Source organism: Streptomyces sp. SM1 (assembly GCF_002910825.1).
GTDB lineage: Bacteria > Actinomycetota > Actinomycetes > Streptomycetales > Streptomycetaceae > Streptomyces > Streptomyces okerensis.
This window is the reverse complement of sequence record NZ_NEUB01000882.1, coordinates 1-18218: the sequence shown is the minus strand read 5'-3', so window position 1 is coordinate 18218 and position 18218 is coordinate 1. Positions and strand designations below refer to the sequence as shown.

Annotated in this window: 15 protein-coding genes and 1 pseudogene; 8 read left to right on the top strand and 8 right to left on the bottom strand. The window is 70.8% G+C overall.

Features of this window, described 5'->3' with window-relative positions; translation table 11 throughout:
- The 3 genes from B9S61_RS29565 to B9S61_RS29555 form a co-directional block, all read right to left on the bottom strand.
- Nucleotides 1-1089: FtsX-like permease family protein (locus B9S61_RS29565; RefSeq protein WP_146064981.1), on the bottom strand; the 1089-nt coding region annotated here is incomplete at its 3' end.
- 40 nt (nucleotides 1090-1129) lie between these two features.
- Nucleotides 1130-1882, bottom strand: a complete 753-nt coding sequence (locus tag B9S61_RS29560) for an ABC transporter ATP-binding protein (protein ID WP_103544980.1) — start codon at nucleotides 1880-1882, stop codon at nucleotides 1130-1132.
- Nucleotides 1879-2403 (bottom strand): PadR family transcriptional regulator, encoded by a 525-nt coding sequence (locus B9S61_RS29555; RefSeq protein ID WP_103544979.1) that lies wholly within the window; start codon nucleotides 2401-2403, stop codon nucleotides 1879-1881. Before B9S61_RS29555 ends, B9S61_RS29560 begins: the two co-directional genes overlap by 4 nt.
- Nucleotides 2404-2530: 127 nt before the next feature.
- Between B9S61_RS29555 and B9S61_RS29550 the strand changes: the two genes are divergently transcribed.
- The 5 genes from B9S61_RS29550 (at nucleotide 2531) to B9S61_RS29530 (ending at nucleotide 9233) form a co-directional block, all read left to right on the top strand.
- Nucleotides 2531-3802 carry an ABC transporter substrate-binding protein gene (locus B9S61_RS29550; RefSeq protein ID WP_103544978.1) on the top strand — a complete coding sequence of 424 codons (1272 nt, stop codon included), beginning with the start codon at nucleotides 2531-2533 and terminating at the stop codon, nucleotides 3800-3802.
- 189 nt (nucleotides 3803-3991) lie between these two features.
- Complete coding sequence (locus B9S61_RS29545) at nucleotides 3992-5614, top strand: glycoside hydrolase family 13 protein (RefSeq protein ID WP_103544977.1); 1623 nt, start codon at nucleotides 3992-3994, stop codon at nucleotides 5612-5614.
- A gap of 81 nt (nucleotides 5615-5695) precedes the next feature.
- Nucleotides 5696-7024: an ABC transporter substrate-binding protein gene (locus B9S61_RS29540; RefSeq protein ID WP_103544982.1), complete on the top strand. Its 1329-nt coding sequence runs from the start codon at nucleotides 5696-5698 to the stop codon at nucleotides 7022-7024.
- Between the two features lie 5 nt (nucleotides 7025-7029).
- A complete protein-coding gene (locus B9S61_RS29535) occupies nucleotides 7030-8397 on the top strand; it encodes an ABC transporter permease subunit (protein WP_103544976.1) in 1368 nt (455 codons plus the stop codon).
- Nucleotides 8394-9233 (top strand): carbohydrate ABC transporter permease, encoded by an 840-nt coding sequence (locus tag B9S61_RS29530; protein ID WP_103544975.1) that lies wholly within the window; start codon nucleotides 8394-8396, stop codon nucleotides 9231-9233. The genes B9S61_RS29535 and B9S61_RS29530 overlap by 4 nt, the downstream gene beginning before the upstream one ends.
- Nucleotides 9234-9359: 126 nt before the next feature.
- Here the strand turns inward: B9S61_RS29530 and pgl are convergent, their stop codons facing one another.
- The 5 genes from pgl to tkt are packed head-to-tail and all read right to left on the bottom strand — an operon-like array spanning nucleotide 9360 to nucleotide 15962.
- Nucleotides 9360-10130, bottom strand: coding sequence for a 6-phosphogluconolactonase (gene pgl, locus B9S61_RS29525; protein WP_103544974.1), 771 nt, complete (start codon nucleotides 10128-10130; stop codon nucleotides 9360-9362).
- A complete protein-coding gene (gene opcA, locus B9S61_RS29520) occupies nucleotides 10127-11179 on the bottom strand; it encodes a glucose-6-phosphate dehydrogenase assembly protein OpcA (protein ID WP_103544973.1) in 1053 nt (350 codons plus the stop codon). The genes pgl and opcA overlap by 4 nt, the downstream gene beginning before the upstream one ends.
- Nucleotides 11176-12699 carry a glucose-6-phosphate dehydrogenase gene (zwf, locus tag B9S61_RS29515; RefSeq protein WP_103544972.1) on the bottom strand — a complete coding sequence of 508 codons (1524 nt, stop codon included), beginning with the start codon at nucleotides 12697-12699 and terminating at the stop codon, nucleotides 11176-11178. The genes opcA and zwf overlap by 4 nt, the downstream gene beginning before the upstream one ends.
- Before the next feature lie 4 nt (nucleotides 12700-12703).
- Nucleotides 12704-13822, bottom strand: a complete 1119-nt coding sequence (gene tal, locus B9S61_RS29510; RefSeq protein ID WP_103544971.1) for a transaldolase — start codon at nucleotides 13820-13822, stop codon at nucleotides 12704-12706.
- A 34-nt stretch (nucleotides 13823-13856) separates the two neighbouring features.
- On the bottom strand, nucleotides 13857-15962 hold the full coding sequence (gene tkt, locus B9S61_RS29505) for a transketolase (protein ID WP_103544970.1): 2106 nt from the start codon (nucleotides 15960-15962) through the stop codon (nucleotides 13857-13859).
- A 367-nt stretch (nucleotides 15963-16329) separates the two neighbouring features.
- Between tkt and B9S61_RS29495 the strand changes: the two genes are divergently transcribed.
- From B9S61_RS29495 to B9S61_RS29485, 3 genes and pseudogenes are all read left to right on the top strand, one after another.
- The gene (locus B9S61_RS29495) at nucleotides 16330-17283 is read left to right on the top strand and encodes a heme o synthase (protein ID WP_181007599.1); all 954 of its coding nucleotides are present in this window, start codon (nucleotides 16330-16332) and stop codon (nucleotides 17281-17283) included.
- Nucleotides 17284-17376: 93 nt separating this feature from the next.
- The gene (locus tag B9S61_RS29490) at nucleotides 17377-17709 is read left to right on the top strand and encodes a hypothetical protein (RefSeq protein ID WP_103544968.1); all 333 of its coding nucleotides are present in this window, start codon (nucleotides 17377-17379) and stop codon (nucleotides 17707-17709) included.
- An 84-nt stretch (nucleotides 17710-17793) separates the two neighbouring features.
- Nucleotides 17794-18218: pseudogene (locus B9S61_RS29485) on the top strand (amidohydrolase); the annotation flags it as partial.

Here is an 18218-nt window from a genome sequence, read left to right as displayed (position 1 = left end):
GTCGAACCGCGGACGGATCCGGAATCCGGTCTCGCGCAGGTACGGGATCACCGCCCCGGCCGGCACCGTGAACAGTGCCACGGTGTGCCCGGGCAGCCCCTGCCACACGGCGACCGCGTCGCCGAGACGTCCCGGCACCGCGCTGCCCAGCGCCTCGGTGAGCGCGGCGGCGGCCACGGCCCCGAGCAAGGCGTAGACCAGGTGCTGGATGAGGAAGACACGGACGACCTGGCCGGGTGTGAAGCCGATCGCCTTGAGGATGGAGAGGTCGCGCAGATGCCCCCGGATCCGGGTGGCGATCGCCCCGTGCACGGCGAACCCGGCGGCGACCAGCGCGCCGAGCCCGAACAGGCCCAGTACCTGCCCGAGGAGCCGGTTGTCGCCCTGCGCCTCGGCGCGCGCCTGCTGCCAGGTGGACACCTCGCCGATCGCCCCGGCGCCCAGTTCGGTCACCGCCCGCTGCACCGCGTACCCGGTGTCTCCCGGGTCGGTCAGCCGCAGCCCCACCACGTGGCCGCCCGGGTCCGTGACCGCCGGTGGCAGGGCCCACACCAGGCCCGTGCGCTCCCCCGGCCGGTAGCGGGGCTCCGCGCTGTCGGCGACGCCCACCACGGTCAGCTTCCGCGCGGTGCCGGGCACGGTGAGCGTGTCACCGGGGGCCGTCAGCAGCGCGCGGGCGAGCCGGCTCTCCAGCACCACCCCGTCGGGGGTCGCCGGGTCCAGCCAGTGTCCGGAGGTGACCAGCGGGCGGCCCACCCGGGGCTCGGCGGAGGTGCCGCGCATCTCCACGGAGGCACGGACGCCCCGCGAGGCGAGGGTGAGCGAGGCCGTCGGGTAGGGGCCGGCGACGGACTCCACACCGTCCAGGCCGGCCAGCCTCCCGGCGTCGGCGGAGGCGGTGGTGTGCAGCGTGACATGAGCGCCGTGCGCCTGGGTGAAGACCCGCTGCCAGGGATTGGTGGCATACCCGAAGAGGGCCGCGGCCAGCAGCAGGGACGCGACGATGCCCGCGGTGGCGAGCACCAGGAACAGCGCCTCGCCGCGGTGCGTCCGCAGGTCGGAGTGCGCCCAGCGCAGAGTCGCTCGCACCGGCGGTCAGCCCCTCGAAGGACGGTCGTGGCAGCGCATGTCAGTCCCTGAGCTCCAGCACACCCGATGTTCCCGCCCGGCGCGGCGGTGTGCCGCCGTCGAGTTCCGCGTCGTCGGCGATCCGGCCGTCGAAGAAGCTGATCACCCGGTCCGCGGCGCTCGCCAGCCGGGCGTCGTGCGTGACCAGCAGGATGGTCTGCCCACGCCGGTGGAAGCGGGACAGCAGGCGCATCACCTCGCGGGTGCCCTTGCTGTCGAGGCTGCCCGCGGGCTCGTCGGCCAGCAGCAGCGGCGGATGGTTGACCAGCGCCCGCGCGAGGGCGACCCGCTGCTGCTCACCGCCGGACAGTTCGCCCGGCATGCTGCGTTCCTTGCCCTCGAGGCCGAGCTCGGTGAGGAGCTCCTCCCGCCCGGCCCGCGCCTTCCTCGGCGCCACCCCGGCGAGCAGTGCGGGCAACTCCACGTTGTCGGCGACCGACAGGTCGGAGACGAGGTTGAAGAACTGGAAGACGATCCCGATGCGCTTGCGGCGCTCCACGGCCCAGCGGGCCTCGCTGTAGCCGTCGGTGCGCTCGCCGTCCAGCCAGAGACTGCCCGCGTCCGGCCGCTGGAGCCCGCCGAGCAGGTGCAGCAGTGTCGACTTGCCCGCACCGGACGGACCGGTGATCGCCACGAACTCGCCCCCCGTCACCCGGAGATCGACCCCGCGCACGGCATGCGCGGGGGCGCCCTCGCCGTGATGCGTCTTGACCAGGCCTTCGGCGCGCAGCACTTCAGCAACGCTCTCGCTCACCGAAGTTCCTCCAGCTCTTCCAGCTCTTCCTGGCACCGTTCCAGCCAGTCGAGGTCGGCCTGCAGATGCAGCATGGCGCCCTCGATCAGCAGGTGGGAGACGCGGTTGTCCCGGTCTTCCGCGGCGGCCAGCTTCGACAGTTGCCGCATGGTGTTCAGGTACTGCCGCCGCTGCCTGTTGATCAGGGCGATCCGGTCGGCGAGACCGGTCTTCGGGGCCAGCGCCAGTTTCATGAAGAACTCGTCCCGCACCCGCGGTTCGTCAGCCGTCTCCTCGTACCAGACGCGCAGCGCCTCCCGCCCGGCGTCGGTGAGGTGGTAGACCTTCTTGTTGGGCCGGCTGGACTGTTCGATGGCCTCGCCCTCGATCAGTCCGGACTTCTCGAGGCGGCCGAGGGTGACGTAGATCTGGCCGACGTTCGGCTGAGGGTACGCGGAGCCCAGCAGTTGCTCAAGGTCCTGCTTGAGCTCATAGCCGTGGGCCGGGCCGCGGGCGAGCAGCGCCAGGAGGGGCAGCCGCACTCGTGCTCTCCTCCTCGCGTCCTGTGGGCAATGTGCCGCAGGCCCTAGTATCGCCCATACCTAACAGGTATACATGGCCACTGACCCCGGCAAGGGTGCCCGGGTGCAGGTGTACAGGGAGGAACCTATGCGGCGGATCCATGCCGCGGGTAGGGCCCTTCTCGTCCTCGTCGTCGTCCTGACCGGATACGTCGCCTCCGGCGCGCGGGCCGACGAGGCAAGCGGGGGCGGTCGCGGACCGCTCACCCTGGCCACGGCGGGCGATCTCACCGGTTATCTCGGTTCGGTGCTCGAAGGCTGGAACCGTACCCATCCCGGCGAGAAGGTCACCCTCGTCGAGCTGCCCGACTCCGCGGACGAGACCCGGGCGCAGATGATCACGGACCTGCGCGGCGGCGAGCGGGGCCGGTTCGACGTGCTCAACATCGACGTCAGCTGGACCTCGGAGTTCGCCGCCGCCGGCTGGATCCGTCCGCTGCCCCAGGACCGCTTCCCGCTCGGCACCTTCCTGCCCCCGGTCGTGGCCACGGCGACCTACGACGACCGGCTGTACGCCGTTCCGTACGTCACCAACGCCGGGCTGCTCCTGTACCGCCGGGACGTCCTCGCCGAAGCGGGCGTCCCGCCGCCGCGCACCTGGGCCGAGCTGGAGCGGGCCGCGAAGACCGTCGCCCCCGCGTACGGACTCGACGGCTACGCGGGCCAGTTCCTCCCCTACGAGGGCCTGACCGTGAACGCGGCCGAGGCCGTGTACTCGGCGGGCGGCAGCATCCTCGGCGACGAGGGCGAGCGGGTCACCGTGAACTCCCGGGCGGCCAGGGAGGGCATCGGCTTCCTGGCCCGCGGCGTCCGCGAGGGCTGGATCCCCGGGGAGGCGCTGGCGTACAAGGAGGAGGAGTCCAAGCAGGCCTTCCAGAACGGCCGGCTGCTCTTCCTGCGCAACTGGCCGTACGCCTACGTGGCCGCCTCCGCACCCGGTTCCGAGGTCGCCGGCCAGGTCGGCGCCGTACCGCTGCCGGGACCGGACGGTCCTGGCACCAGTGTTCTCGGCGGCTCCAACCTGGCCGTCAGCAGCCATGCCCGGCACCCCGACTCCGCCGCGCGCCTGATCGCGTACCTCACCAGCGAGCGCGTCCAGCGCCAGGTGCTCACGCGCGGCGCGCTGCCGCCCGTACGGGCCGACGTGTACGAGGATCCGGCGCTGATCCGGCGGTTCCCCTACCTGCCGACCCTGCGCGAGAGCGTGCTCGCCGCCGCTCCGCGACCCAAGAGCCCGCACTACGACCAGGTGAGCCTGGTGGTGCAGGCGGTGGTGCACGACGCGATGACCGGGCGGCAGACGCCCGAGGACGCGGTGCGCCGGCTGGCGGGCGAGCTCGCCGCCGTCTCCTCACGGTAGAGCCGGACCCTCTCCTAGTTACATGTTAGGTAACGCGGGCATCTCAAGTGTGCCCGTTGCGTCCACGTAAGTATCGATATGAGCACCCCAACCCCGCGGTAGCTTGGGCAACTTCATTGACACCCTCTCGACATGTCTACCTAACATGTATGCATAACGAACGACGCTCCTCACAGACAGGTCAACGGGGTGAACAGGCACCACTGGTGGCGTGACGCGGTGATCTACCAGGTGTACGTCCGCAGCTTTCTGGACAGCACCGGTGACGGCATCGGCGATCTCGCAGGGGTCAGGGCGGGACTGCCGTACCTGAAGAAGCTCGGCGTGGACGGGATCTGGCTGAGCCCCTTCTACCCCTCGCCGCAGCACGACCACGGCTACGACGTGGCCGACTACCGCGACGTCGACCCCGTCTTCGGCGACCTCGCCGAGTTCGACCGGCTGGCGGCCGCCGCCCGCCGCCTCGGCGTCAAGGTCCTGCTGGACATCGTCCCCAACCACTGCTCGAGCGAGCACCCCTGGTTCCGCGACGCCCTCGCCGCCGCCCCCGGCAGTCCCGAACGCGCCCGGTTCCACTTCGCCGACGGCCGCGGACCGGACGGCGCCGAACCGCCGAACAACTGGCACGCCATGTTCGGCGGCCCCGCCTGGACCCGCGTCACCGAGCCCGACGGCAGCCCCGGCCAGTGGTACCTGCACATGTTCACGCCCGAACAGCCGGACTGGAACTGGCGCGACCCCGAGGTCGCCGCCGACTTCGACCGCACCCTGCGCTTCTGGCTGGACCGGGGCGTCGACGGCTTCCGTATCGATGTCGCCGCCGGCCTCTTCAAGCACCCCGCCCTGCCCGACTCCCCGGACCCGGAGGCCGACGCCCGCACCCGCGACTCGGTCAACCCGCTCGCCTGGAACCAGCCCGAGGTGCACGACGTGTGGCGGCACTGGCGCGCCGTGTGCGAGGAGTACACCGCCCGCGACGGCCGCGAACGCCTCATGGTCGGCGAGGTCTCCGTCCCCACCGCCCGCGAACACGCCCGGTACGTCCGCGCCGACGAGCTCCACCAGGCCTTCTTCTTCGACCTGCTCGGCGCCCCCTGGGACGACGACGCCTTCCGCAAGGTCATCACCGAGGCCATGCAGGACATCGCCGGCACCGGCTCCACCGTCACCTGGGTCCTCAACAACCACGACCAGGTCCGCACGGTCACCCGCTACGGCGAGCCGGCCCCCGAGGGCAGTGGACTCGGCGCCGCCCGCGCCCGCGCCGCCGCCCTGCTGATGCTGGCGCTGCCCGGAGCCGCGTACATCTACCAGGGCGAGGAGCTGGGCCTGCCCGAGGTCGTCGACCTGCCCGACGACGTGCTCACCGACCCGATCTTCCGCCGCACCGGCAGCCGCGCGCGGATACGGGACGGCTGCCGGGTGCCGCTGCCCTGGTCGGGGCAGGCCTCCCCGTTCGGCTTCACCTCCGGCGCCGAGAGCGCCAAACCCTGGCTGCCGCAGCCGGAGTACTTCGCCGAGTACGCCACCCACCGCGCCCTCGCCGACACCCGCTCCTCCTGGCACCTGTACCGAGACGGACTGCAACTGCGGTCAGCGCTGCCCCAGTTGGGTGAGGGCACGCTGCGCTGGCTGGACACCCAGCCCGGCGTCCTCGCCTTCAGCCGCGGCGACGGCCTCGTCTGTGCCGTCAACTTCACCGCGGCCCCCGTACCCGCTCCGGTCCCCGGCACCCCGCTGCTCGCCAGCGGACCCTGCCCGCCCGGAGTGCTCCCCGGCTCCACCGCCGCCTGGTGGATCGACGGCTCCTGAAACGGGCGCCCGAGACGGGCGCCCATGCCCGAGAAGTAAGCAAGTCAGGTCAACTCCCGTATCTCCGAAGGGACATCGATGATGATGCGACGACGTACCACCCTGCTCGCCGGATGCACCGCCCTCGTCCTCGCGCTCGGCGCGACCGCCTGCGGCGGCGACGAACCCGTCGCGGCCGGCGGCGGCGACAAGTCGCTCGACGGCCAGACCGTCACCGTGGCCGGTGTCTGGTCCGGCAGCGAGCAGAAGAACTTCCAGAAGGTGCTGGACGCCTTCACCGAGAAGACCGGTGCCAAGACCCAGTTCGTCTCCACCGGCGACAACGTCTCCACCGTCGTCGGCAGCAAGATCGAGGGCGGCAACGCCCCCGACGTCGTCATGGTCCCGCAGGCCGGCGTACTCGAGCAGTTCGCCGAGAACGGCTGGCTCAAGCCGCTGGACGCGGAGGTCAAGACCACCGTGGGCGACAACTTCGCCGACGTCTGGCAGAACTACGGCACCGTCGACGGCACGCTGTACGGCCTCTACTTCAAGGCCGCCCACAAGTCGACGGTCTGGTACAGCCCCGAGGCCCTCGAGCAGGCCGGTGTCACCCCGCCGAAGACGTACGACGCCATGCTGAAGGACGGGCGGACCATCTCCGACTCCGGACTCGCCGCCTTCTCCGTCGCCGGACAGGACGGCTGGACCCTCACCGACTGGTTCGAGAACGTCTACCTCTCCCAGGCCGGCCCCGAGAAGTACGACGCCCTCGCCGCGCACGAGATCAAGTGGACCGACCCGACGGTCGTCGAGGCGCTCACCACCCTCGGCGAACTCTTCAAGGACAAGCAGCTGATCGCGGGCGGCCAGAAGGGCGCCCTCAACACCGACTTCCCCGGCTCGGTGGAGAAGGTCTTCGGCCCCGAGGCCGAGGCCGCCATGGTCTACGAGGGCGACTTCGTCGCCGGTGTCGCCAAGGACCAGTTCGGCAAGAGCATCGGCACCGACGCGAACTTCTTCCCCTTCCCGCCGGTCGGCGACGGCAAGGCCCCCGTGGTCAGCGGCGGCGACGCGGCCGTCGTCCTCAAGGACGGCAAGAACGGCAAGGCCGGCATGGCGCTCCTGGAGTACCTGGCGACCCCCGAGGCCGCCGCCGTGTGGGCCGAGACGGGCGGCTTCCTCTCCCCGAACAGCAAGCTCGACCCCTCCTCCTACGGCGACGACGTCACCCGCGCCACTGCCGAGTCCCTGATCGCCGCCGGCGACTCCGTCCGCTTCGACATGTCCGACCAGGCTCCCGCGGCCTTCGGCGGCACCAAGGGCGCCGGCGAGTGGAAGATCCTCCAGGACTTCCTGCGCGACCCGGCCGACCCGGCGAAGACCGCGGCCGAGCTCGAGAAGGCCGCCGCCAAGGCCTACGGGAACTGACGGCCATGACCGCCACCATGGTGAAAGAGGCGAACCCTCCGGCACCTGTGCACCCCGACGGCGCGCGCGGCCGACGCCTGCGCCGTCGGGGGCGGGTCATCGCCCTGCTGTTCGCGTTCCCCGCGCTGCTCCTGCTGGGCGCGCTGGTGGTCTACCCGGTGCTGTTCTCCATCGGCCGCAGCTTCTTCGACGCCTCCGGCAACGAGTTCGTGGGCGGCGGGAACTACGCCGAGATGTTCCGGGACCCGACCACGCTCAAGGCCGTCCGCAACACCGCCATCTGGGTCGTGGTCGCGCCGACACTGCTGACCGGGCTGGGGCTGATCCTGGCCGTCCTGGTGGAGAAGGTCCGCTGGGCCACCGCCTTCAAGCTGCTGCTGTTCATGCCGATGGCGGTGTCCTTCCTCGCGGCCGGCATCATCTTCCGGCTCGCCTACGACGAGGACCCGGACAAGGGCGTCCTCAACGCCGCCGTCGTCTCCGTGCACGACGCCTTCGAGGGCAGTTCCTCGTATCCGGCCGCCCGCGCGCGTGACGGCGAGGGGCTGACCAAGGGGCCGGACGGGTCGTACGCCACCGGAGCGGAGGTGTCGCCCGGGGGGACGACGACGCTGCTGGGTCTGGTCGGGGTCGCCCCCAAGGACCTGCCGGGCGACGCCGAACCCGCCGCCGGGGCGGCAGCGGGGAAGGCCGGCGCCGACGAGGTGCGCGGTGTGGTGTACCTCGACTTCACGCCCGGCGGAGGAGGGGAGCCGGGCGTGGTGGACCGGGAGGAGAGCGGACTGCCCGGGGTCACCGTGGAAGCCGTGCGCGACGGGGGGACGGTCGCCCGCACGACCACCGCGGCCGACGGATCCTTCCGCTTCACCGGACTGGACGGCGGCTCGTACGCCCTGAAGCTGCCCTCGTCGAACTTCGCCCCGCCCTACGACGGCATCTCCTGGCTGGGCCCGGCGCTCGTCACACCGGCGATCATCGGGGCGTACCTGTGGATCTGGACCGGGTTCGCGATGGTGCTGATCGGCGCGGGGCTCGCCGCCCTGCCCCGGGACGCGCTGGAAGCCGCCCGTATGGACGGAGCCAACGAGTGGCAGATCTTCCGCCGGATCACCGTCCCGCTGCTCGGGCCGGTCCTCACCGTCGTCTTCGTGACCCTGGTGATCAACGTGATGAAGGTCTTCGACCTCGTCTACATCATCGCGCCAGGGCCCGTGCAGGCGGACGCGACCGTGCTGGCGACCCAGATGTGGCTGGTGTCCTTCGGCGGCGGCAACAACCAGGGGCTGGGCAGCGCGCTCGGTGTCCTGCTGCTGCTCCTGGTCATCCCGGCCATGGTGTTCAACGTCCGCCGTTTCCGAAGGAGTGAGCGATGAACGCGGTGCGGCGTGCGCTGGGCAACGCGGTGGTGCAGGCGTTCCTGGTGGTCATCGGGCTGGTGTGGATGACTCCGCTGGCGGGCCTGTTCCTGTCCTCGCTGCGGTCGGCGGAGGACACGGCGAAGGGCGGGTGGTGGACCGTGTTCACCGGCCCGGGGCAGCTGTCCTTCGAGAACTACTCGGCGCTGCTGGAGAACTCGGGCATCACCCAGGCCTTCTGGAACACCGTGCTGATCTCCGTGCCGACGACCGTGCTGGTCGTGGTGATCGCGGCACTCGCCGGATACGCCTTCGCGTGGCTGGACTTCCCGGGGCGGGACGCCGTGTTCCTCGCCGTCGTCGCGCTGTTGGTCGTCCCCGTGCAGATCGGGCTGCTGCCGGTCGCCAAACTCTTCGGCCAGCTGGGGTTGTTCGGGACGATCCCCGGCGTCGTGCTCTTCCATGTGGCGTACGGGCTGCCGTTCGCGGTGTTCCTGCTGCGGAACTACTTCGCGGAGATGCCGAAGGAGATGCTGGAGGCGGCGCGGATGGACGGGGGGAGCGAGTGGCGGATCTTCACCCGGCTGGTGCTGCCGGTGGGGCGGCCGGCGATCGCCTCCCTCGCGATCTTCCAGTTCCTGTGGGTGTGGAACGACATGCTGGTCGCGCTGCTGTTCGCGGACAGTTCCTCGCAGCCGCTGACGGTGCAGCTGCAGTCGCAGATCCGGCAGTTCGGGAGCAATATCGATGTGCTCGCGCCGGGGGCGTTCCTGTCGCTGATCGTGCCGGTCGTGGTGTTCTTCGCGTTCCAGCGGCACTTCGTGCAGGGGGTCATGGCGGGGTCGGTGAAGTAGGGGAGCGGCGGCGGGGACGGTGGGGGATCCCGCCCCCGCCGCCCCTTCCCGTCCCGTTCCCGGGGCTGCGCCCCGGACCCCCTTCGACCCTGGACGGGCCTTGTCCTCAAACGCCGGACGGGCTGTCTATGCCGACGCCGGCGGGTAGAGGGCGCGGGGGAGCTGGGAGGCCGCTGACGCGTCCAGGAGCCACAGGGTGCGGGAGCGGCCCTGGGCGCCCGCTGCCGGAGCCTGGATCTCGCCGGCGCCCGACAGGGCGATGGCCGCTGCCTCCGCCTTGTCCTCGCCCGCGGCCAGGAGCCATACCTCCCTGGCCGCCCGGATCGCCGGGAGGGTCAGCGTCACCCGGGTCGGCGGGGGTTTGGGGGCGCCGTGCACGCCGACCACCGTGCGTTCCGTCTCCCGGACCGCCGGAAGTTCCGGGAAGAGGGACGCCACGTGCGTGTCCGGGCCCACGCCCAGCATCAGGACGTCGAAGTCGGGGACCGGGTCGCCCGCGGCGGCCAGTTCCTCCGCGTAGGCGGCCGCCGCCGCGTCCACGTCCGAGCCGTACGGGCCGTCCGACGCGGGCATGGCGTGCACGCGCTCCGGATCCAGCGGCACCGAGTCGAGCAGCACCTCGCGCGCCTGGGTGACATTGCGGTCCGGGTCGCCCTCGGGGAGGAAGCGTTCATCGCCCCACCACAGGTCCAGCCGGGACCAGTCGACCGCGTCCCGGGCCGGGGCCGCGGCCAGCGCGGCCAGCAGCCCGTTGCCGTTGCGGCCACCGGTCAGGACCACGGACGCCGACCCCCGGGAGGCCTGCGCGTCCACGATCCTGGTGATCAGACGGGCCGCGGCCGCCTGCGCCATCAGTTCCTTGTCCCGGTGCACGACCAGCTGCGGTGTCGTACTCACTTCGCCGCCGCCTTCTTCACCGGTGCCTGCGCCGTCGCCCGGTCCGCGGGAGCTTTCGCAGCCGACTCGACGGGCGCCGGGACCCCTTCCCGTTCTCCTTTGGCCGGTGCGCCGTCCCCGTTCGGTGACTTCAGGCGCTCCACGCCGTAGCGCAGGGCCGAGGCGTAGGTGTCGTCCGGGTCGAGGCGGCGCAGCTCCTCCGCGATCAGCTCCGCCGTCTCCCGGCGCTTGAGCGCCACCGCGCGCTGGGGCTGACCCTGTATCGACAGCGTCGCCAGCGAGCCGTCGGCGCGGTCCAGCGAGATCGGACCGCAGTCGGTGTCCATACGGACCGCCGTGAGACCCGGCCCGGCGGAGCGCGAGCGCCTGACGGGGACGTCCAGCCGGTCCGCGAGCCACATCGCCAGCAGCTCACAGCTCGGGTTGAACTCCTCGCCCTCCACCTCCACGCCCTGCACCTGGCAGGCGACCTGGTCCAGCGCCGCGGCCAGCATCGAACGCCAGGGCGTGATGCGGGTCCACGACAGGTCCGTGTCGCCGGGGGTGTAGGCGGCGGCGCGGGCGGCGAGTTCCTCCACCGGCTTCTCGCAGGCGTAGGTGTCGGTCACCCTGCGCTGGGCCAGCGCGCCCAGCGGGTCCTGCGCCGGGTCCAGCGGCGCGTTGACCGGCCACCACACCACCACCGGGGCGTCCGGCAGCAGCAGCGGCAGCACCACCGACTGGGCGTGGTCGACGACGTCGCCGTAGAGACGGAGGATGACGGTCTCACCGGTGCCGGCGTCCGCGCCGACCCGCACCTCGGCGTCCAGACGGGACCGGGTGCGGTCGCGGAGCGAACGGGAGACGCGCTTGATCACCACGAGCGTGCGCGAGGGGTGCTCGTGCGAGGCGTCGCTCGCCGACTTCAGCGCGTCGTAGGCGTTCTCCTCGTCCGTCACGACGACGAGTGTCAGCACCATGCCGACGGCGGGCGTGCCGATGGCACGGCGGCCCTTCACCAACGCCTTGTTGATCTTGCTGGCCGTGGTGTCCGTGAGGTCTGTTTTCATGGCCGGCGCCAGCTCCGTCCGTCTCGCTCGAGCATGTCGTCCGCCTCGACGGGTCCCCACGTACCGGCCGGGTACTGGGCAGGCCTGCCGTTGGTGGCCCAGTACTCCTCGATCGGGTCGAGGATCTTCCAGGACAGCTCGACCTCCTCCGTACGCGGGAAGAGGTTGGAGTCACCGAGCAGGACGTCGAGGATGAGGCGCTCGTACGCCTCCGGGCTGGACTCGGTGAACGACTCGCCGTAGGCGAAGTCCATCGACACGTCCCGGATCTCCATCGACGTGCCCGGCACCTTGGAACCGAAGCGGACCGTCACGCCCTCGTCGGGCTGGACGCGGACGACGATCGCGTTCGAGCCCAGTTCCTCGGTGGCGGTGGAGTCGAAGGGGGAGTGCGGTGCCCGCTGGAAGACCACCGCGATCTCGGTGACCCGGCGGCCCAGCCGCTTGCCGGTGCGCAGATAGAAGGGGACGCCCGCCCAGCGGCGGTTGTCGATGCCGAGGCGGATCGCCGCGTAGGTGTCGGTCTTCGAGGAGGCGTCGATGCCCTCCTCCTCCAGATACCCGACCGCCTTCGCGCCGCCCTGCCAGCCGGCCGCGTACTGCCCCCGCACGGTGTCCCGGCCCAGGTCCTTCGGCAGCCTGACGGCACCGAGCACCTTGGTCTTCTCCGCCGCCAGCGCGTCCGCGTCGAAGGAGGCGGGCTCCTCCATGGCGGTCAGCGCGAGCAGCTGGAGGAGATGGTTCTGGATGACGTCACGGGCGGCGCCGATGCCGTCGTAGTAGCCGGCCCGGCCGCCGATGCCGATGTCCTCGGCCATGGTGATCTGGACATGGTCGACGAACGACCGGTTCCAGATCGGCTCGAACATGGTGTTGGCGAAGCGCAGCGCCAGGATGTTCTGGACGGTCTCCTTGCCCAGGTAGTGGTCGATCCGGAAGACCTGGTCCGGGGCGAACACCTCATGGACGATCGCGTTCAGTTCCTCGGCCGACTTCAGGTCGTGGCCGAACGGCTTCTCGATGACCGCCCGCCGCCAGGAACCGCCGGCCTGGTCGGCCAGCCCGTGCTTCTTCAGCTGCTGGATGACCACGGGGAACGAACGCGGCGGCACCGACAGGTAGAAGGCGAAGTTGCCGCCCGTGCCCTGCGCCTTGTCCAGCTCCTCGATCGTGCCGCGCAGCCGCTCGAAGGACTCGTCGTCGTCGAAGGTGCCCTGCACGAAACGCATGCCCTGGATGAGCTGCTGCCAGACCTCCTCGCGGAAGGGGGTCCGGGCGTGCTCCTTGACCGCGTCGTGCACCTCCTGGGCGAAGTCCTCGTTCGCCCACTCCCGGCGGGCGAAGCCCACCAGCGAGAAGCCCGGGGGCAGCAGCCCCCGGTTGGCGAGGTCGTACACGGCCGGCATGAGCTTCTTCCGCGACAGGTCGCCCGTGACGCCGAAGATGACCAGGCCCGACGGCCCCGCGATACGCGGGAGCCGTCGGTCCGCCGGGTCACGCAGCGGATTGCTGCTCGACAAGGTTTCAGCCCTCCGAGGGGGCGAGGCGCTGCAGCTCGGCCTCGGTCGACTTCAGCAGGTCGTTCCAGGAGGCCTCGAACTTGTCGACGCCCTCGTTCTCCAGCAGCTGCACCACGTCGTCGTACGCGATGCCGAGCGCCTCGACCGCGTCGAGGTCGGCGCGGGCCTGCTCGTAGGTGCCGGAGACGGCGTCGCCCCGGATCTCGCCCTGCTCCTCGGTGGCGTACAGCGTCGCCTCCGGCATGGTGTTCACCGTGTTCGGCGCCACCAGCTCGTCGACGTACATCGTGGCCTTGTACGCCTTGTCCTTCACGCCGGTCGACGCCCACAGCGGACGCTGCTTGTTGGCGCCCTCACGCTCCAGCGCGTTCCAGCGGTCCGAGGCGAAGACCTCCTCGTACGCCTGGTAGGCCAGACGCGCGTTGGCGATCGCGGCCTTGCCGCGCAGCGCCCTCGCCTCGTCGGTGCCCAGCGCGTCGATCCGCTTGTCGATCTCGGTGTCCACGCGGGACACGAAGAAGGACGCCACGGAGTGGATCTTCGACAGGTCCAGGCCCCGCTCCCTGGCCTTCTCCAGGCCGGTCAGGAACGCGTCCATGACCTTGCGGTAGCGCTCCAGGGAGAAGATGAGCGTGACGTTGACGCTGATGCCCAGGCCGATGGTCTCGGCGATCGCCGGGATACCGGCCTCGGTCGCCGGGATCTTGATCAGCGTGTTGGGGCGGTCCACCAGCCAGGCCAGCTGCTTGGCCTCGGCGACCGTCGAACGGGTGTTGTGCGCCAGCCGCGGGTCGACCTCGATCGAGACCCGGCCGTCCTTGCCGTCGGTGGCGTCGAAGACCGGGCGCAGGATGTCGGCGGCGTCGCGGACGTCCGCCGTGGTGATCATGCGGATGGCCTCTTCGACGGTGACCTTGCGGGCGGCGAGGTCGGTCAGCTGCGTGTCGTAGCCGTCGCCCTCGGAGATCGCCTTCTGGAAGATCGTCGGGTTGGTGGTGACGCCCACGACGTGCTGCTGGTCCATCAGCTCGGCGAGGTTGCCGGACGTGATCCGCTTGCGCGACAGGTCGTCCAGCCAGATCGCGACGCCTTCGTCGGAAAGGCGCTTCAATGCGTCTGTCATGGAAATTCCATCTCCTACGTGTCGTATATGGGCGTCAGCGCTGGGCTGCGGCGATCCCGGTAGTCGAATCCAGTACAGCCCGGGCGACGGCCGCCACGTTCTCGGCCGTGAAGCCGAACTCCCTGAACAGCACCTTGCCGTCGGCGGAGGCACCGAAGTGCTCCAGGGACACGATCCGGCCGGCGTCCCCGACGTACTTGTGCCAGGTGAGGCCGATCCCCGCCTCGACGGCCACGCGCGCCTTCACGGAGGGCGGCAGGACGCTGTCCCGGTACCCCTGGTCCTGCTCCTCGAACCACTCCACGGACGGCATGGACACCACACGCGTGGGCACACCGGCGGACTGCAGCTGCTCGCGCGCCCCGACGGCGACGTGGACCTCGGAACCGGTCGCGATCAGGATGACCTCCGGCTCACCGCCGTCGGCGTCGAAGAGCACGTAACCGCCCTTGGCCGCGTCCTCGTTCGGCTCGTACGTCGGCACACCCTGGCGGGTCAGCGCCAGACCGTGCGGGGCGCCCTTGCCGAACTCCTTCGTCCAGCGGCTCAGGATCTCCCGCCAGGCGATCGCGGTCTCGTTGGCGTCCGCCGGGCGGACGACGTTCAGGCCCGGGATGGCCCGCAGCGAGGCGAGGTGCTCGACGGGCTGGTGGGTGGGGCCGTCCTCGCCCAGACCGATGGAGTCGTGCGTCCACACGTACGTCACCGGCAGGTGCATCAGCGCCGACAGCCGTACCGCGTTGCGCATGTAGTCGGAGAACACCAGGAAGGTGCCGCCGTAGATACGGGTGTTGCCGTGCAGCGCGATGCCGTTCATCTCCGCGGCCATCGCGTGCTCACGGATGCCGAAGTGGATCGTGCGGCCGTACGGGTCCGCCTCGGGCAGCGGGTTGCCGGCGGGAAGGAACGACGACGTCTTGTCGATCGTGGTGTTGTTGGAGCCCGCGAGGTCGGCCGAGCCGCCCCACAGCTCCGGGACCACCGCGCCGAGCGCCTGGAGCACCTTGCCGGACGCGGCGCGGGTGGCGACACCCTTGCCCGGCTCGAACACCGGGATGGTGTCCTGCCAGCCCTCGGGCAGGTCGCCCGCGGCGATCCGGTCGTACTCGGCGGCGCGCTCCGGGTTGTTGTCCCGCCACTGCTGGTAGGACTTCTCCCACACCGCGCGGGCCGCCTCGCCGCGCTCCAGCGCCTTGCGGGTGTGGCCGATGACCTCGTCGGTCACCTCGAACGACTGCTCGGGGTCGAAGCCCAGCACGCGCTTGGTGGCCGCGACCTCGTCGTCGCCCAGCGCCGAGCCGTGCGCGGCCTCGGTGTTCTGCGCGTTCGGGGCGGGCCAGGCGATGATCGACCGCATGGCGATGAAGGACGGCCTGTCCGTGACCTTCTTCGCCTCCTGGATCGCGTCGTAGAGCGCGCTGGGGTCCAGGTCTCCGTCCGGCTTCGGGGCGACGCGCTGCACGTGCCAGCCGTACGCCTCGTACCGCTTGGTGACGTCCTCCGAGACGGCCGTCTCGGTGTCGCCCTCGATCGAGATGTGGTTGTCGTCCCACAGCAGGACCAGGTTGCCCAGCTTCTGGTGCCCGGCCATCGAGGACGCCTCGGCGGAGATGCCCTCCTGGAGGCAGCCGTCACCGGCGACGCAGTAGACGAAGTGGTCGAACGGGGACTCGCCCTCGGCGGCCTCCGGGTCGAACAGACCGCGCTCGTAGCGGGCGGCCATCGCCATGCCCACCGCGTTGGCGACACCCTGGCCCAGCGGGCCGGTCGTGGTCTCCACGCCCGTGGTGTGGCCGTACTCCGGGTGGCCCGGGGTCTTCGAGCCCCAGGTGCGGAACGCCTTCAGGTCGTCCAGCTCCAGGCCGAAGCCGGCCAGGTACAGCTGCGTGTACAGGGTCAGGGACGAATGCCCGGCGGACAGCACGAAACGGTCGCGCCCGACCCAGTCGGCGTCCGCCGGGTCGTGCCGCATCACCTTCTGGAAGAGGGTGTACGCGGCAGGTGCCAGGCTCATCGCCGTACCCGGATGGCCGTTACCGACCTTCTGTACGGCATCGGCGGCCAGGACGCGGGCGGTGTCGACGGCCCGCTGGTCCAACTCGGTCCACTCGAGGTCTGTGGTGGTCGGCTTTGTGCTCACCCTGAGTCAGGGCTCCTCTCCACATGGATTCGGATACCGGTGACTGCCCACCGGCGTGGTCGAGCCTACCCTCGTAGGACATGCGTTTTTCCAGGTCATTTCCAGAGTGCGGGCACCTTTTCCGATCCGCCTGCCGACGGCTGGTTTCCGCATTCGGCAGATGAATACGGAGCCGCTCATCCGGGTGCTCAATCGAGCTCATGGACGCACCTCGGAGGGCGCCGTCCGAGCCGCCCGGGAGGACCCCTTCCAACACGAGCCGACCCCCGCGAATGTCCGGGTCTGGGCAACGTCTAGAGTGGCGTGGTACGCGCGAGCCCTTACCCCCGCTTCACCTGGGGAGGCTTGCTGGGATGTCTCTGTAGGGGTGTACGTGACGGCCGTTGAATCCCGTCCAGCCGGGGTGCTGGGGACCAGTCGGAGCACTGCCCATCGGCCGTTCGGGGCCCGTGTGATGGCCTTCGTGGCACTCACCAAGCCGCGGATCATCGAGTTGCTGCTCATCACCACCGTCCCGGTGATGTTCCTGGCGCAGCGGGGCGTGCCCGATCTGCGGCTGGTGCTGCTGACCTGCGTCGGCGGCTACCTGTCCGCGGGCGGCGCCAACGCGCTGAACATGTACATCGACCGCGACATCGACGCGCTGATGGACCGCACCTCGCAGCGTCCGCTGGTGACCGGCATGGTGAGCCCGCGCGAGTGCCTCGCCTTCGGCATCGGCCTGGCGGTCGTGTCGACCCTGCTCTTCGGACTCGCCGTCAACTGGCTGTCGGCCTGGCTCTCCCTCGGCGCGCTCCTCTTCTACGTCGTCGTCTACACGATGATCCTCAAACGGCGTACGTCGCAGAACATCGTCTGGGGCGGCATCGCCGGCTGCATGCCGGTCCTGATCGGCTGGTCCGCCGTCACCAACTCGATGGCGTGGGCGCCGGTCATCCTCTTCCTCGTCATCTTCTTCTGGACGCCGCCGCACTACTGGCCGCTGTCCATGAAGGTGAAGGACGACTACGCGCGCGTCGGCGTGCCGATGCTGCCGGTCGTCGCCGGGAACAAGGCGGTCGCCAAGCAGATCGTGCTCTACAGCTGGGTCATGGTCGGGGTGTCGCTGCTGCTCACCCCGCTCGGGTACACCGGCTGGTTCTACACGGCCGTCGCCCTCGCGGCGGGCGGCTGGTGGCTGTGGGAGGCCCACGCGCTGCTCCACCGCGCCAAGGCCGAGGTGACGGGGGGGAAGCTCAAGGAGATGCGCCTCTTCCACTGGTCCATCACCTATGTGTCGCTGCTCTTCGTGGCCATCGCGGTGGACCCCTTCCTGCGGTAGCCGCTCCCGGACCGCCACGCGGGCGGGGTACGTGGCCAAGGCCACGGACCCCGCCCGTCGCCGTTCGATCTACCCGTCGGTAGCATCCTGGTCATGGCAGACACGCAGCAGGTGGACCCGAAAGCCGGGAAGAAGGCGGCCCGGCTCGCCCAGCAGATCGGCGGCTTCGCCAAGGCGCACGGCGGCGCCGAGGGGAACATCCAGTACCTCGGACAGCGCGGCGCCCGGATCGTCCTGGTGGGCGAGGACGGTGAGTGGGGCGACCTCTTCGCGCCCTCCGCGGAGATCGCGAACCAGGCCGCCGAGAAGGCGGGCATCACCGTCCACGAGGACTTCGACGGCGAGTTCGCTGCGAAGGTGAGGACGGGACCGTACGAGTGGAGCCGGATGGCGGGGATCCAGGTCGGCGGCCCCTCCAACGGCTGAATCCGCCCCGGGCAACACCTACTGACCGGTTCACCCGTTAGGACGTGCAGGCAGTGACAGCGTCCTCACGGGGGGAGTCCGGAGATGATCGACCCGCCGTCCCTCGTGGACCAGTACTGCCACGGAGTACTCCGCACGGAGCTGGGCCTCGGCACCTTCGAGGCCCAGCTGGCCCGTACCGAGGGACCGCCCGCCCCCGGCACCACCCTCTTCGACACCCAGACCGGGTTCGCCGTACGCCGCTGGTGCCCGCCCCTGCTCGGCCTGGAGCCGCACTGCCCGCCCGCCCGCTATCTCGCCCGGCGCCGTGAGCTGGGCGTGCTGGAGGCCGGGCGGCGGCTGCTGCGGGGCAGCGGGATCACCGCCTACCTCGTCGACACCGGGCTGCCCGGCGACCTCACCGGGCCCGCCGAGCTGGGGCGGGCGGGTGACGCGGACGCGCACGAGATCGTCCGCCTGGAGCAGCTGGGTGCCGAACATGCCGGTGCCGACTCCGAAGACGGCGATGA